At 47.3% G+C, this 15,024-nt stretch carries 12 protein-coding genes; 11 read left to right on the top strand and 1 reads right to left on the bottom strand.

Features of this window, described 5'->3' with window-relative positions:
* Positions 1 to 3 precede the first annotated feature (3 nt).
* From iglH to MHN33_RS19120, 9 genes are all read left to right on the top strand, one after another.
* A complete protein-coding gene (gene iglH, locus MHN33_RS19160; RefSeq protein WP_239400390.1) occupies positions 4 to 1,548 on the top strand; it encodes a type VI secretion system baseplate subunit TssF/IglH in 1,545 nt (514 codons plus the stop codon).
* 3 nt (positions 1,549 to 1,551) lie between these two features.
* Positions 1,552 to 1,791 (top strand): hypothetical protein, encoded by a 240-nt coding sequence (locus MHN33_RS19155; protein WP_239400388.1) that lies wholly within the window; start codon positions 1,552 to 1,554, stop codon positions 1,789 to 1,791.
* On the top strand, positions 1,784 to 2,629 hold the full coding sequence (locus tag MHN33_RS19150; RefSeq protein WP_239400386.1) for a hypothetical protein: 846 nt from the start codon (positions 1,784 to 1,786) through the stop codon (positions 2,627 to 2,629). The genes MHN33_RS19155 and MHN33_RS19150 overlap by 8 nt, the downstream gene beginning before the upstream one ends.
* Positions 2,616 to 3,674: a type VI secretion system protein IglI family protein gene (locus MHN33_RS19145; RefSeq protein WP_239400384.1), complete on the top strand. Its 1,059-nt coding sequence runs from the start codon at positions 2,616 to 2,618 to the stop codon at positions 3,672 to 3,674. The genes MHN33_RS19150 and MHN33_RS19145 overlap by 14 nt, the downstream gene beginning before the upstream one ends.
* A gap of 5 nt (positions 3,675 to 3,679) precedes the next feature.
* Positions 3,680 to 5,275, top strand: a complete 1,596-nt coding sequence (locus tag MHN33_RS19140) for a hypothetical protein (protein WP_239400382.1) — start codon at positions 3,680 to 3,682, stop codon at positions 5,273 to 5,275.
* A 2-nt stretch (positions 5,276 to 5,277) separates the two neighbouring features.
* On the top strand, positions 5,278 to 5,667 hold the full coding sequence (locus MHN33_RS19135) for a DUF4280 domain-containing protein (RefSeq protein WP_239400380.1): 390 nt from the start codon (positions 5,278 to 5,280) through the stop codon (positions 5,665 to 5,667).
* 84 nt (positions 5,668 to 5,751) lie between these two features.
* Positions 5,752 to 6,309, top strand: a complete 558-nt coding sequence (locus MHN33_RS19130) for a hypothetical protein (RefSeq protein WP_239400378.1) — start codon at positions 5,752 to 5,754, stop codon at positions 6,307 to 6,309.
* Positions 6,310 to 6,351: 42 nt separating this feature from the next.
* The gene (locus MHN33_RS19125; RefSeq protein ID WP_239400376.1) at positions 6,352 to 7,098 is read left to right on the top strand and encodes a hypothetical protein; all 747 of its coding nucleotides are present in this window, start codon (positions 6,352 to 6,354) and stop codon (positions 7,096 to 7,098) included.
* Positions 7,099 to 7,322: 224 nt separating this feature from the next.
* Positions 7,323 to 8,813: a hypothetical protein gene (locus MHN33_RS19120; protein ID WP_239400374.1), complete on the top strand. Its 1,491-nt coding sequence runs from the start codon at positions 7,323 to 7,325 to the stop codon at positions 8,811 to 8,813.
* Here MHN33_RS19120 and MHN33_RS19115 read toward each other — a convergent pair.
* The gene (locus tag MHN33_RS19115; RefSeq protein WP_239400372.1) at positions 8,810 to 9,547 is read right to left on the bottom strand and encodes an AraC family transcriptional regulator; all 738 of its coding nucleotides are present in this window, start codon (positions 9,545 to 9,547) and stop codon (positions 8,810 to 8,812) included. The two genes, MHN33_RS19120 and MHN33_RS19115, sit on opposite strands and share 4 nt — an antisense overlap.
* Positions 9,548 to 10,282: 735 nt before the next feature.
* Between MHN33_RS19115 and MHN33_RS19110 the strand changes: the two genes are divergently transcribed.
* Both MHN33_RS19110 and MHN33_RS19105 read left to right on the top strand, forming a co-directional pair.
* Positions 10,283 to 12,184: a S9 family peptidase gene (locus MHN33_RS19110; RefSeq protein ID WP_239400370.1), complete on the top strand. Its 1,902-nt coding sequence runs from the start codon at positions 10,283 to 10,285 to the stop codon at positions 12,182 to 12,184.
* A gap of 298 nt (positions 12,185 to 12,482) precedes the next feature.
* Positions 12,483 to 15,002 (top strand): serine protease, encoded by a 2,520-nt coding sequence (locus MHN33_RS19105; RefSeq protein ID WP_239400368.1) that lies wholly within the window; start codon positions 12,483 to 12,485, stop codon positions 15,000 to 15,002.
* Positions 15,003 to 15,024 lie beyond the last annotated feature (22 nt).

Here is a 15,024-nt window from a genome sequence, read left to right as displayed (position 1 = left end):
CATATGTCTGATAGTCATCATACCCATCAAATTTATCTTTCTCAGCTACAAGGTTTGGAGCAGTTTAGGTCTCAGTACCAGAGTGCGTTTGCTACCGCAGCGCTGGACAGGGACGACCCGGAACTCAAACGGCTGACAGAGGCCATTGCCTATTGCACAGCGCATACTCAACAGGCTGCGCTGTCTACACTGCACAGTCATGAACAGCAGTTGCTGACACAGATTCACCCCTACATGACGACCGCGCTGCCGGCAAAAACCATTATTCAGGCGCACCCGGATGCGAAAATGACGATGCGTTATCAGATTGAGGCGGGAACACCGTTTGCGATACAAAATGAAGATTTTAAAACCGCCATGTTTAGCGCTTGCAATGCACTTGCTTTGCAGCCTGTGCAGCTTAGTCATCTGGACTGTGCGCCGACGGGATTAACCGATCAGACGCTCAGGTTGCGGTTTGACGCTTTTACCCGAATGCACGAGGCGCCAGGGGAGCTGCCGGTTTATCTCAATGTATGCAATGACTTTAATGCCACACTGGCGTTACTCACTGCACTGCAGGACAAAGAAACCCGCCTTGAAGTGACTTTTGATAACGACACGCAGAGCGTCCCTTGTACGCTGGTTTTTCGCCAGCCTGAATGTCAGTTTGGGATGCATCCCATAGAAACCGTTCGTAACCTGCTGCACTTTCCTTATGCTTACTTTTGTCTGGCACTGTCAATCAAGCAAGCACCTAAGCACTGGCATAGTTTCTATCTGAGCATTCACTTAAAACAGCACCGCACATTGCCTGCACTGTCGAAAGACTGTTTCAGGCTGTTTTGCACACCGGCAATTAATTTATACCAAACTCAGGCGAAAAGTATCTGGTGTGACGGCACTCGCTCGCAATATGCCATTGTCGGCGACGAGCCAGAGGTTGAGATCCATTCGGTGCGTGGGGTCTTTCAGCATTTGGGCGATAAGAAGTTGCCCTTATTGCCCTCACTGCTCAGCCAGGCAGACAACACCTACAATTTGACAATAAATAACCAGCAACACTGGGAGCTGGACCTGAATCTGCCCGATGCTTTCGCCGAGCCGCGCACAGTCAGCATTCAGGCCAACGGACACAACCCGGCGTTTAGCCCCTGGCTGTGGCATAAGCTGACGGCAACACCGAATAAAATGGAACTTCCCGGCGTAACCTGGTCACTAAACGAAGCCCGACAGACCTGCGCTTTGGCCCATAAAAACAGCGCCTTACCACCTATGTCTTTGCTGGCTATTGGTGGCAACGAGGTGGTTACGGCAAAGCACCTGACTGAGCTTTTTTATGTCTTTGCCACGCAGCTGGCGCGCGAGTTTGACGTGATTGCACACGGATTCAGAGGGGTTGAAGCAACCTCAGATCCGGCGCACTTTACGATGGTCATCCGCTATGTGGATACCAGTGAGCTGACCGTTCGTCTGTTTATCCGGATATTTGAAATGGGGGTTAATCACTGGTTTGGGGTTCAGCACATTCGTTTAAACCTGCAACAGGCAAACGGCGGGGGAATGTAGAGTATGACTGCGCCCGTGCGCGATGAAGCGCTGCTTACACAGCTTATCGGTCAGCTCAAACAAGATATCAGTGAACTGGACTATCCCCTGGAGCCTGCGCATGAGGCTTGCTTGTTGATGCTAAGCAATCAGCTGCTGGAGTCGACCCACGGTGGCGCTGATCAGACAGAACTGTTTGAGCAGCTGCAGTTGCTAGAGGACTTTCTGGATGTATGTGTACTAAGGCAAGTGATCCATGGATAAAACAGCACAACAGATCAAAGACAACATTCAGCAATTTGACTTACTCGCGTTATTGCGATTACTCAGACATCTGGGTTACAGCAACATCTGGTTTGCCAGTCACGACAGCCTGATCTCTGAGCAGCGCATTGTCGAAACGATTGAATTTACCTCCGATGCCGTGGTGATCAGTCTGAATCTGGGGTTGCTGAGCCCGCAAAGCCCGCTGCCTGGTTATATTTTGCAGTTGAGAGACACCCTGATGGATCGCGCTGACGAGTTCAGGCATTTTATTGGCTACTTTGATCACATTATTTTGCAACAGCTGGTGCACAGCCTGTTCCCTGAGTTCAATCACAGTGCATTTGGCCACTGGCACAATTATCAGTCTCATGCGCTGGCACTGACAAACCTTAAGTCAGTGCGCACTATCCAGAGTGTGTTTGACTACATTTATCCTGAGTACCGAATACACACTCAACCCAACCACAAAATTAAAGTACAGCAGCTTGCCAGAACCCCGTTAGGTCAGGTCGTGACCGGCAACCAATACCTGCTGGGCGATACCGACTTTGTCAAAGAAGAAGGGATTGTTGTGACGTTATTTGAGCAGGACAGGCATTTTGACATAGCGCAGCTACAGCACCGGCTTCGGCAACACATTCTGCCTTTGCTCGCGCCTTTATCATTACACCTGGAAGTGCGGATCCTGGGCCGGCTGAGACCGTTAAAAACCGGTAATGCGGGCTTTGCCACCCCACTTGGTTTTCATGCACTGGGCAGCGCACAACAGGCGGGTAAAGTAACGCTGTTTTACGGGCAAACCCATGGCTACGGGAGGTCGAGTGAACAATCATAATCAAAACCACTTAAACGATCTGGCAGAGGACATGGGAGAGCGAGCAGTCTACGCTGCGGTCTATGAGTCGCTGCAAGTGTCTTACGCTTACCCTGATGATTTTGACCAGGCGGTTTTAGCGCCAATTGATGAACACATGCGCGTTCGGGCATTGCCAGCGGTCACTCAAACTTGCCTGACGTTATTCTCTCAGGGATGTAGCGATATCAGGGTGATCTGCCTGTATTTGTATGCCAGTGACGTGTGGCTGACCCAAGATGGAATGCGCGCTTTGCTTCCCCTGCTGGCAGAGTTACTCACAGAACACCGCCATCAGCTACTGCCACAAACGTTTACTGCGGAAGCTGAGCTTGCGGAAATTGACCTCAATCTGGCGCTGCTATTTAAAAAGATCACCCGCAAACTGGGGTTTCAGCTGACGCAAAGTTGTTCGACATTACAGCTGCTTGTTGATGATTTGAATACGGATACGCAAAGTGCACATCTGGATGAAATCGAGGACTTTACGCAAGGGCTGCTGCAACACCTGGATGGTACTGAACTGAACTCTGTCATGTACCTGAAAATGTATCAGGAAAAAATCGCGCTGTTAGACGTATCACCGGGTAAGGTTGAGGCGCCTCATTCGGCGACTGTGTCTGAGGATGAATGGGAGCAGGGCGTTCAGCAAGCGAGCACAGAGGCCCAAATCGATAGCGACTTGCCCGTGGAGACAAATTCATTTGCACAGCCAGAAACATCGCACGCTCTGACATTGCTGCTCAAAAAAATGACTGTGTTTCAAAACCTGCTACAGCAACAGGATTATCTTAAAGCGGCCATCATCAAAGAAGACATAGCGCACATAATCGAAAACTTTGATCCGCGCCTTTATTTCCCGGCGTTATTCGGTCCCTATGTACATGCACAAATCAGTCATGGTGAGGCCCTAATGGAAGCGCAGATGGCGCTGTCTCAGCAAGCGAGTATTGATGCACTGAACGAGTTGTACCAGATGGATCTGGACGCCTTTGTTGCGCTGGAACTCAACTCTTTCTACGAGTAATCACCATGTTTACAGACAAAGCAGCGCTTACGCTGACACTCACAGTTAACCATCAAACCCACACGGTGGCCGGCGGCAATATTAAGTTCTGTCAGCTTCATCTAGATAAACAAGGGTTTAACGGAGAAGTACATTTTTGGCTGTCGGACGAGTTGGGCAGTGACACCCTCATCGGTGACTTTACCAGCGAGCAGTTGATTGACCTGACCTTGGGACTGAGCCAGGATTCGACCAATCCGGACAAAGACACGCTGACACTGAAGGCGCTGGTGGCTGAGCGCTCCGTCTACGAGCAGACCTTTATGGATGTAAAGGGCAACAAGGTGCTGTATCGCAAATATCAGTGTCGTTTTTTCGATGCTGCACAGTTTTTGTGGCAACAGCATTTTCCGTGTGAACTGTATGTGGGTAAGTCCATGAAAGAGGTGATCAGTGCCCAGGCAACCGATACACTCAACATCCAGTTTGGCAGTAGCGTATTAGAGCAAGCTCAGCCTCTTATTTGCCTGTCGATGGGCGCAACGGGACAAAGCTTCTACCAGTTTGTTTTGAGTTATCTGAAACAGCAGGGCGTTTTCTGGCGCTATGATTATGAAAAAAATAGCTACACCATTACCGATGACAAGGTGCGCCCGGCACAAAATCTGGATTTGTTTGCGGCCGACAGGCCGAGGTTTAAGCTCCATTATCCCAAAGTAGATATTCAGTCGCAAAACCTGCTGAATGCAAATAGTACGCAGGCAAAAATCATCCCGCTGTCGCAGAACCTGCTTGTTCAGGGCATTAAAAATGACCGGCTAATGCGCAGCCCATTTACCGACACGGAAAATACGCAGAAGAAATTACAGCTCAGTCATAGCACACCTAAGATGGCAAAGCTTCAGTTTTCACTGCGTGCGATACCGGTTAACCAGCTCTATCCCGGTGTGGGATTAGAGCTCAAACACCCAGGCTGGAGTAAAGTCTCGCTGGCCTATCAGCAACCCTATCAGGGAGTCAAAACCGGGATTAAGCTCACAGCCACCCGGCAAAACGCACCGGATGACCTTAATATGCCGGCGACTCAATATCAGTGCGAGTATCAGGGGATATTTGAACATCAACAAGATAACAGCATTGATGGGGATGCGAAGTCACCTGAGCCGTGCTTTGTTGAAGGGATTATCCTTTCAGAGCCGGGTGCAGACGAGGACAAAAGCTACCAGTACGCACAGGATGAGAGCACCAAACAAAACCAGTACCGCGTTCATATTCCGCTGTGGGATCAGGAGATTAAGCTATTATTCCGGCCAGATTTTTTGCCCCCTCATTTTTATTTTCCATTGTATAAAGGGTGCCGGGTACTGCTGGAAATAAGCTTATTTGAAGCGCGAGTTTGCCGGGTACTGGACTGGGGCGCTTCGGTTTTTATGGAGCAGAACACCCAGGGGAATCATTTGCTGCTGGGTAATAATGACAAAGATCAGACTGCGATTAGACATGAATATCAGGACGACAAGCCTGTATTCAGTATCAAGCGGACTAAAGACAAAGACACCGAACTGATGCAGTGGCAGGACGGAAAAATCACCATTCAGACACAAGAAGCAGACGGAGACTAACCATGGCACAGGCCGTAGCAATGGGGGCAGTACTGCAATGTTCATGCGGTATGGCGCCTTCAACCCTGATAGTGACACCAGAAAACAAGGTCATGCAAAACACCCCGATGGCCAATGTTATGGACTACATTCCCTTTAAGAATATTCTGCCCTTTGGCATGTGTAACTCGCTTGCCAATCCTGCGGTGGCCGCTGCAACAGCCGCTGCATTTGGGGTACTCACCCCTATGCCCTGTGTGCCTTCGATACCTGCGCCCTGGATCCCCAGCGCACCAACGATTTTACTCGCCAATAAGCCCATATTAACCGACAGCTGCAGGTTGATGTGCATGTGGGCGGGAGTGATCAGCGTTACCAGCCCGGGCCAGATCCCTGTGCAGATAAAGGGATGATCATGCTCACACAGCAAGTAGCATTCACTTGCTCTTTAAATTCTTAGTAAAACAATCTGATTATAACTATCACCGGAGAAAAGTATGGGAAAACGACATGATGATGAATGGCTTCCATCGGGTGGCAGAAGACAAGCGCTTATACCTAGCCACTCTTCCAGCCTGACAAGTCGATTAGGTATAGCTGTACTTGAACGTTATGCCAAAGCAAAAAAAGCACGCTATCAGGGGCAGTTTTTAGAAAAGCCCACAGCGGTTCAATTGCGTGACTCTGGAAACTGGGAGGTATTAGCTAAAACGGGAGATTCTCACCGTGGCTGGATAGAATTAACCGACACTTATCAGTCAAAAAACTCTGGCCGCAGAATAAGAAAAATCCACTTAGGGCATAAGCTATCCGCTGCGGAATTTTACGATAAAGGCCCCAAAAGCTATATAGAAAGAAGAATTAAAAACCTGCCAGCTGACGAGAAAACAAAAAAAGAAAGGGAGCTATGGGTGCGGTTTAAGAACCGTAAAGAGGCTGGCAAAAAAATGCGCTTTGAACAGCGTAGAATCATAAATGAAGCCAGAAATATCCGGTTTGAACATTATTCATATAATACGAGCCATGGTGGTGATGGTCATAATTATATGAAATAAGAGTTTGAGAGTTTAATTTTTTAAATCTAAATGGTGAAAAGAATGAGTTTGAGTTTAAATGATAGTGTAACAAGGTTCTACCTGGAGAAAGCTGAATTTTATAAAGGCAAGTATGGCGATGTTTATAATCCTGAAGTAACTTTCTTTAAAAAAATGAAGGCGCCAATCAACAAGGTAACCTCCACTAAGTACTACGATAAATACAAAGTTGGTTCGTTGTTTCTCTATGCATTGTCAAAAATACCCGTTTTTACTTACCTGTCCGACTTTATAAAGTTCGCTGGGAGTATCAGCGGGAAATTATCCAAGTCAAGTGGCGACAGACTTCCTTATGTAGAAACCTACACACATGACTGCCTGAAGAACATAGATAAGTATTTATATCCATCGGGCGATGGAGAGCATGCAAAGAATATATCCCAGGCAATAAAAGATTATGGTTTTGCTTCATTGAATATGGCTATTACCTTAGCACAGATGGATAGGATCCACTATTTACTGCATTTCTGTGATCAGCAAATAAATGAAAGGATAAGTAAGATTGGAAATATAAAGTGGGGCCCTAAAAAGCTTGCGAGCTTTATCGTAGATTGGGAAAGGCACAGTGATCTTTCCCGGTCAGACTTTAAAGACGGATTGACTTTAAAGTCTCACTTAAAAAGAGACATGGAACTTATGAACTCCATAGACAGAACGATAGTTGAACAAGCAATTGAGATAGCGAGAGTGGAATATAGAAGACAAATCAATTCCAAGTTTGTTGAAAACAGAATGATGTTTTTTAAATAAACTCTGCTAAATCGAAGGGCTAAGATTAAAGCGTATCGCTGCAGCAGAGTTAGCCCACAGGGAATAATTAAAGTCGCTTCTGAGAGGAAGATCAGACTAGGGAACTATTCAATTTTGACCGCACCTGATGCAATGGCTCCATTTGTTAGGGGCCGAGTGCTATCGCTTATGCATTACGCACTTTAATCACGAATGCATCTCCAACACGCAAATTGATAATGTGTATGCTAATAAATAAACGTATTGATGAACTCAACACGATACTCCGCTACGCCAGTATGCAGGGTATCGCGGTAAAACCCGAAACGAATGCATTTTTTGCTGCTGTGACACGCAAGCAGCAAAATGGTGAGGGGTTATCAGAGCAAGACACCGCGCTGCTTGAGCAAACGCACAAACAGCTTACTGGGTTGATAGCCCCGGCAAAACCTGACTGTATTCAGCTGATCCAGGCGCATGAAAACAGCCGTTTAAGGTTTTTAGGGGCAATCCCGCTGGTACGCCAGTTACTTCTGGTACTACTGGTTTGTTTACTCAGTGTCGGCGCGCTGGCGATGTCACCTTATGTCACCAGTGCGACGTTAAACCAAACGCTGTCCAGCATGTATGGCTGGTCATGGATCGCTAATTTTATGCTTTACCTGTGCGCTGCCGGCTGTGGGGCTGCGGCTATCAGCCGGGCAATTGCTGGGCACTATCTGAAAAGTATGCGTTTCCTTGGCGAGTTTACCTCCTGTTACTGGATAAAACTGAGTATCAGCACGAGCTGTGGGTTTCTGTTATCTTCCTATCTGCCGATTGAGCGCTTGCATGGCATAAAGAGTCAATTAATTCTTGATATTGATAAACCATTGCTGGCCTGCCTGGGCGGCGCGGCAACGGTTTTGCTTATTCATTTTATGGTAAAAGGGTTAAAGCGCCTGAATGGCGCACTACAGGTTATTCGCAATCGTGTGGTCAAGCGCATTCAGGCATTGGGCTTGTTTCGGCCGACAGACAACGCAGGACAAACTCGGCCATATGATCAGACACAAATAGAACCCGCTATGCCTGATATGGAAGAAATTGATGCACCGGCACCATCAGTGCAGCCCGAGATTTACACGACCACTTCACTCAGTCAGTTTACCTGGGAGCAGGAACACAACCGTAAGGCTTGTTGCCAAAAAGGCGTTTTGTGCGTATCGGGCGACAACGCCGGGCTGATACTTGTGCGGGGTTATGACTGCAAGGACCGCTCTGCTGAGCAGATCATTTATGATTTATCCCGTGCCGGATTAGACTTTGCCACGACCTGTGTGCTGGCTAAAGCGGCGGGTTTAGCAGGCGAAGACGTGAAACGTTTTATCCTGGTTGAGCAGTTGTCGCAACTCAGGCTGAGTAAGCAGGTACAGCAAAAACTATTTGAAGTGGTCTGGCGGGCCGTTGAGGAGGACGTGCAAAGCATTTGCGCCAAATCCGACTGCGTGGCAGCCTATGGCAAGGTCAATTGGCCGGCGCTGGATAGCAAGATTAAGACAATGGTGGGTGATTTACACTTTTGCGGACACTACACGCCACTCAGCCGCAAAGTAATCCAGGAATACATAGTCAATAATGACCTGGACGGGTTTACGCAGGCTTTATGCAACGCAGATTACTGGCCGTATGTACCAGCAGCACGCTTTGAGGCGCGCAGACAGTTTTTGCAATCAATACCTGCGGCGGCACATTAAAGGCTCAACCGGTTTATGCTATTTTTTCCATACAGCGCTGTGGCACTGCGTTGACGCGCTTTGCGATAGTTCAAAGGCGACATATTAAACTGTTTTTTGAACGCGGTAGAAAAATTATTGCCATCGGTATAGCCCACGCGCTCTGCAATCTGAACCACACTTAACGACGTTTCGGCCAGTAATCGTGCGCCTTTGAGCATTCGTTGCTCTCTCAGCCAGTTAAAAATCGATGTATTCATATGTGTTTTAAATGCTTCGGCCAGGGTATTTCTGTTCGTTGAAAGGGCCGTACTCAGTTCAGCCAGAGTGACATTCTCAGACAATCTGGCGCGTAAAATCTCAACCGCGTCGTTCGCCAGACGTGCTTTTTTATTCCCAAGATTTTTACTATTTAAATCGCTATTCTGATTAAAGGTCAGTATGTGTTTCAGACAGTTGAGCCGATGTAGTAATTCTGCGGGAATTAAGGGGTAGCTCACATAGTCCAGCGCGCCTCGCTCAAACAGCACCTGTTTATGCCCGCACGACTCGCTGACCATTGCTATTACAGGTACAAGGAAGCCAAATTTTTTTTGAATACTATCCACTACCTTTTCCAACATAGCACTGGCGACGATCTTGGTTTTTGCAACAACATCAATTAAAAATGCCACAGGTATTACAGTAAAGCTTTTTTGGCAAAATTCCTTATCACTGATATGCACAGTACTAAACCCTTGTGGTGATACCAACATATTAATATCCCTGTGTGCTTTGATATTACAGTTAATCAGGCATATATTGGATTCTGCATTGTGGGTATACACCTTTTCCTCTCGACATGACCCGCACTTCGCACTCTGTCTTGCTGTATTACAATCCAGGTAACTCAATTAGCAGATAAAGGCTGCGCACATTATCTTCTGAGTTTGCTGATATTCACTATTTTAAAGCCGGGTATTATCGAATTTAATACTCATATCGAGCATATATAGGGTGGCTTAAATTTGTACAATATCGCGGTGGCAAAAGTAACGAAATAAACAGGCTTACTAGTCTATTTTGTTAAAAACTCAACATCAATTACACCTTATTACAAACTTGCGGGTAAGAATAAATGACTGGTTGAATATCGACTGTTCAGAATATGGCAAGGGTGTGGTGTGGTTCATTCGTTTATCTCAGGCCGGTTGAGTGTATAAAAAGTCGCAGTTGAAAATTACCGGGTGGTTGAGCACTGCTGCGAATAAGGCTCTGAGGATAAAGCTGGTTATTGCTTAGCGGACAAGCGTTGACTTTTATGTCTCAGGCGCCTGTGATACAGCAGGTCTTGACCAAAGTTGCGGTAGCCCCGATTTTAAACACAGTTTCACAAAACCCAATTTGGCGTTCGGATCCCCATCCGGAAAAAGCCACTCGTCGTAGCCTCTTTTAAGTTTCTGCTGATTTAGGTAGTCTAGCCGGGATTAAACTTTCGGAGGTATTTCGCGATGTTGCGAATTCTTGCATATGCTGGCCTGGGGCTGGCAGTAACAACCGGCGTTGCCGCCAAAGAGGTGATGACCCCGGAAAAGCTCTGGCAGGTAAAGCGCGTAAGCGCGTTGGGGTTAAATAAAGACAACACTCACGTCATTTACAAAGTGACCACGCCCAGTGTTGAGCACAACAATTTTGCCAGCAAAGTCTACCAGGTACCGCTTAAGGGCGGTACACCGCAGTTGTTGGATGATTATCAGGGGTTGCTGGCAAACAGCAAAATCTCTGTGGATGGCAGCAAAAAGCTGTTCCACGAGAAGGTCGAAGTAGAGGCGGTTCTGGCATCCGACAGGCATGCAGCACTGACCCAGGCAAACGCCTATGTATTTGATGACCTGAACTATCGCCACTGGGATACCTGGAAAGATGGCAGCTATAAGCATGTGTTTTATCAGGATCTGAAAACAGAAGAAAAAGTCGACATCATGCTGGGGCAACCCTTTGATAGCCCGACTTCTCCATTTGGCGGCGGCAGTGATTACATCTGGGGACCTAAAGGTGAGAACATCTATTATGTGAGTAAAAAGCTCACCGGTGCAGAATATGTTGCCAGTACCAATACTGATATCTATCGTTACAACCTGGCCAGCAAGCAGACCACGAATCTGACTGAAAGTAACCCTGGTTATGACAAGTACCCCGCATTTTCGTCAAAAGGGCATCTGGCCTGGTTGCAAATGACCACACCAGGTTACGAAGCTGATAAGAACGACATCATCATCAGAGTTAAAAATCACAACATCAACCTGACCGCACACTGGGATGGTACGGTAAATAGCTTTAAGTGGAGCGAAGACGGTAAACACATTTATTTTGTGGCGCCGACTGACGGCACGATCCAGTTATTCCAGGTCTCAGTGACCACCAATCCGAAAGCCAGACCGCTCGTTAAACAGCTTACCAAAGGCCAGTTCGATGTGAACGGCATTGTCGCAGCACTGGATAAACACCTGGTGGTAACGCGTAACAGCATGAACAAAGCGAAGGAAATTTACCGCTTTGATCTGAAAAGCCAAAAAATGACAGCACTGACCAAGGTCAATGATGCATTTTATGCCAATATGGACCTGCCAACCGTTAAAAAGCAGATGGTAAAGACCAAAGATGGCCAGGATATGCTGAGCTGGGTTATCTATCCACCCAACTTTGATGAAAGTAAGAAGTACCCGACTTTACTGTATTTACAAGGCGGACCGCAGTCGGCGCTGTCACAGTTTTACTCTTTCCGCTGGAATTTCCAGGTTATGGCGTCACAGGGTTATATTGTGGTAGCACCGAATCGTCGCGGTATGCCGGGGCATGGTGTTAAGTGGAATGAAGACATTACCCAGGATTGGGGTGGTAAAGTGATGCAGGACTACCTGGATGCCATTGATGAGATTGCTAAGGCTCCGTACGTTGATAAGTCGCGCATTGCCGCTGTTGGCGCCAGCTTTGGTGGCTATTCTGCCTTTTATTTAGCGGGTAATCATGATGGTCGATTTAAGTCTTTCATTGCCCATTGCGGTATTTTCGATCTGCGCAGTATGTACGGCAGTACAGAAGAGGTCTTCTTTGTGGATCACGAGTTTGGTGGGGCGTACTGGGATAAAAACGCAGCAACCGACAAAACTTATTCGGCTTTTAACCCAGTCAGCTACGTTGATAAATGGGATGCGCCTATGTTTGTTATCCACGGTGGTAAAGATTACCGCGTACCGCTGGAGCAGGGGATCCAGGCATTCCAGGCAGCCAAACTGCGCGGTCTGAAAAGCCGCTTCCTGTACTTCCCTGAAGAAAACCACTGGGTGCTCTCGCCACAAAACGGCATTGTGTGGCAGCGTGAATTCTTCACATGGCTGGATGATACACTCTAAATAAAGAATGGCAGTCTCGTATATCGGGGCTGTGAAACGACCATAATGACTGGCCAGGACACCTTGGTCAGTCAATTTTAGTTTTTTACCGTCCAGAAAAACCACACCATTCGCCAGAAGTTAACCCTTTTCTACATTGTGTATTCACGCTCTATTCTCCACACAGACATTTATTGACTGATTTTTGCGCATTTGGCTGTGCAATGTATATTTTGTTTTATATTTAGGAACCTTTTGTGATAATTTGTCGACTGTTATGCTCTAAGTAAACAAGTAGTATTAAATCAGGAAAATTTACATGGAATCGACAATAAAAAAAGTACTTTTATTCACTTTGGCATCCACCTCTTTGACCGGGGTTGCGTTTGCGAAAGAAAAACAACCACTTCAACTTCGCGGCGCAATGGATGATGTCAGAATCGTGGGTGGTGGGGAAACCACGCCATTTGCTTATCCTTTTATGGGGAGCTTGCAAGTCTTCAATGGTGAGAGATTTCGTCACTATTGCGGCTCGTCGCTGATTGCACCTAACAAAGTGCTGACGGCGGCGCATTGCGTTGAAGGCTGGAGTGCCAGTGACTTTGCGGTTAAGTTTGGCAGTCATGACCTTACAGACGAGAGCCAGGGTGAGCTGTACCAAGTGACTGATATTGTAATGCATGAGCAGTATCACGATACGTATACCTATAACAATGACATAGCGATACTGACTCTTGCAAATCCGGTCGCAGGAATTGAGCCAATTGAGCTGGCTGATGATGAGCTGAAGCGCAGCTATGTAGTGGGTGAAAACTTCAAAGTAATGGGCTGGGGGGCACTCTATGCGGGCGGTCCATCGCCAGATAAACTACATGAAGTAGATGTGCCTTATATCTCAAACGAAGTGTGTAATGATGCCAAACATTACGATGGTCAAATTTCAGATAGTATGATTTGCGCGGGCTTTGACGAGGGAGGTAAAGATTCCTGTCAGGGCGATAGTGGCGGTCCGCTTATCGTCAACCGCGATAATCGCTGGATCCAGGTCGGCGTGGTCAGTTGGGGAGATGGATGTGCTTATGAATTCAAACCTGGTGTGTACGCTGATGTAGCGGTTTTAAATACCTGGGTAAATCGAAATCAACAATACGTCGGGTTTCAACCCGCAGAAACTCTGATTGCGGATAAACCAGATACCGCAGTCGCAGTCAGGTTAAAAAACATGTCGGATGGCCCGGTTCAGATCACTGGCCTAGTGCTGTCTGAACAAGCTGCCGGAGTGTCCATTGCTGCTGAAAACTGTACAGCAAATGTGGTAGAACCTGGCCAGTTTTGTGAGGTATCAGTATCTGCTTCACAAAGTGCCAAAGAAGGCCAATTCACGCTAAATGCCGAGTTGGTAAACGAGAACATTGCGTCGCGAGGTCGTACTTACAGCTATGAAAAGATCCCGGCCAGCGAGGTGGACATCAATGCACACATGTCTGCTGAACCTGTTGCTCGATGGTACACCGGTGGTGATGAGCCTTGGTATCTCAGCGAAGAGGTTGTTGAAGATAGCACCTCAGCGCCACTATTGATCAGCGGTGATATATCAGATAGAGAAGAAAACCCAAATCTGACTGAACTTTCACAAAAGTCGATCTTAATGGCTGAAATTGACCATGGTTTAGCATTGGGAATTAACTTCGAGTACCTGCTGTCATCAGAGATTGGCTATGACTTTTTCAATGTTTACCTTAATGGTGAACAAGTGATTAGACAAAGCGGCGAGAACCTGGCGTATGAGACAGCATCGTTTGACCTGAATAAAGGACCAAACACGGTTGTTTTTGAGTACATTAAGGATTCGTCTGTCAGTCTGGGGAGCGATAATGTCACGCTGAAAGCATTTGATGTGACAATGCGTGAGAATCTCGGCCCGGCCATCAGACTGGCACAAACCAGCCTAAGTGTAAGAAGTGGTATGGGTATTGCTCTGGATGCAACTGGTACAACGGATCCGGACGGTGACAGCTATGCGCTGACCTGGACTGATATGAGCGCACCTGAAGTTGTACTGAGCACAGAGGAGGCATTTACGCCTATCGCGCCTGTCGTCACCGAGACAGTGACTCAGACATATGAAGTGACTGCCACTGACGAATTCGGCGCGACATCTAAACAACGCGTGACTGTCACTATCGATGAGAACAAGCAACCTGTGATCAAGGTTGCAGAAGCGAATATCGATGTGCGAGGCGGGTTGGAGTTTACTTTAGATGCAAGCGGTACAACGGACCCTGAGGGTGATGCGTTATCCTATACCTGGGTGAATCGTTCAAGTGAAAACTCAGCGCCGGTTGGCGAGACAGCCACGGTAAAGATCAAGGCTGATGAAGAGCTGGTTGGTAAAACGCTGGTATATGAAGTGATTGCACAGGATGAGTTTGGCGCTAAGTCGGGACAGCTGGTGACCGTCGCTATTGCTAAAAATAATGCACCTCAGGTTGTGCTGTCTGCTAACTCAACCTTGATTGCATCGGGTAAGAGTATTGAACTGAACGCGTCAGCTTCTGTGGATCCGGATGGTGATGAGCTGACATTTAACTGGGAACAGGTATCTGGTACCAGTGTGAATGTGTCGGGAAGCAATGCACAATTGAGTGTAGTGGCGCCTTCTGTCAATCAAAATGAAGTACTGGAGTTTGCGGTTACCGTGACGGATACCTTTGGTGCATCGTCAACGGAGAACATCAAAGTCACAGTTAAACAGCCTGAAAAAGACAGTGGTTCTTTTGGCTCATTTGCGCTGCTACTGATGTCTTTGGCGTTATTCACGCGTCGAGTGAAGAAGTAACCCAATCAGAGATCGCTAAGGG

It is taken from the genome of Pseudoalteromonas sp. OOF1S-7 (genome assembly GCF_022347765.1).
GTDB lineage: Bacteria > Pseudomonadota > Gammaproteobacteria > Enterobacterales > Alteromonadaceae > Pseudoalteromonas.
The sequence above is the reverse complement of the archived record's forward strand: the minus strand, read 5'-3'. Positions and strand labels throughout refer to the sequence as shown.

What these genes read in the sequence shown, in the direction of transcription:
- iglH (WP_239400390.1), top strand. Translation starts at nt 4, where the DNA reads ATGTCTGATAGTCATCATACCCATCAAATTTATCTTTCTCAGCTACAA.
- MHN33_RS19155 (WP_239400388.1), top strand. Translation starts at nt 1,552, where the DNA reads ATGACTGCGCCCGTGCGCGATGAAGCGCTGCTTACACAGCTTATCGGT.
- MHN33_RS19150 (WP_239400386.1), top strand. Translation starts at nt 1,784, where the DNA reads ATGGATAAAACAGCACAACAGATCAAAGACAACATTCAGCAATTTGAC.
- MHN33_RS19140 (WP_239400382.1), top strand. Translation starts at nt 3,680, where the DNA reads ATGTTTACAGACAAAGCAGCGCTTACGCTGACACTCACAGTTAACCAT.
- MHN33_RS19135 (WP_239400380.1), top strand. Translation starts at nt 5,278, where the DNA reads ATGGCACAGGCCGTAGCAATGGGGGCAGTACTGCAATGTTCATGCGGT.
- MHN33_RS19130 (WP_239400378.1), top strand. Translation starts at nt 5,752, where the DNA reads ATGGGAAAACGACATGATGATGAATGGCTTCCATCGGGTGGCAGAAGA.
- MHN33_RS19125 (WP_239400376.1), top strand. Translation starts at nt 6,352, where the DNA reads ATGAGTTTGAGTTTAAATGATAGTGTAACAAGGTTCTACCTGGAGAAA.
- MHN33_RS19120 (WP_239400374.1), top strand. Translation starts at nt 7,323, where the DNA reads ATGCTAATAAATAAACGTATTGATGAACTCAACACGATACTCCGCTAC.
- MHN33_RS19115 (WP_239400372.1), bottom strand. Translation starts at nt 9,547, where the DNA reads ATGTTGGTATCACCACAAGGGTTTAGTACTGTGCATATCAGTGATAAG.
- MHN33_RS19110 (WP_239400370.1), top strand. Translation starts at nt 10,283, where the DNA reads ATGTTGCGAATTCTTGCATATGCTGGCCTGGGGCTGGCAGTAACAACC.
- MHN33_RS19105 (WP_239400368.1), top strand. Translation starts at nt 12,483, where the DNA reads ATGGAATCGACAATAAAAAAAGTACTTTTATTCACTTTGGCATCCACC.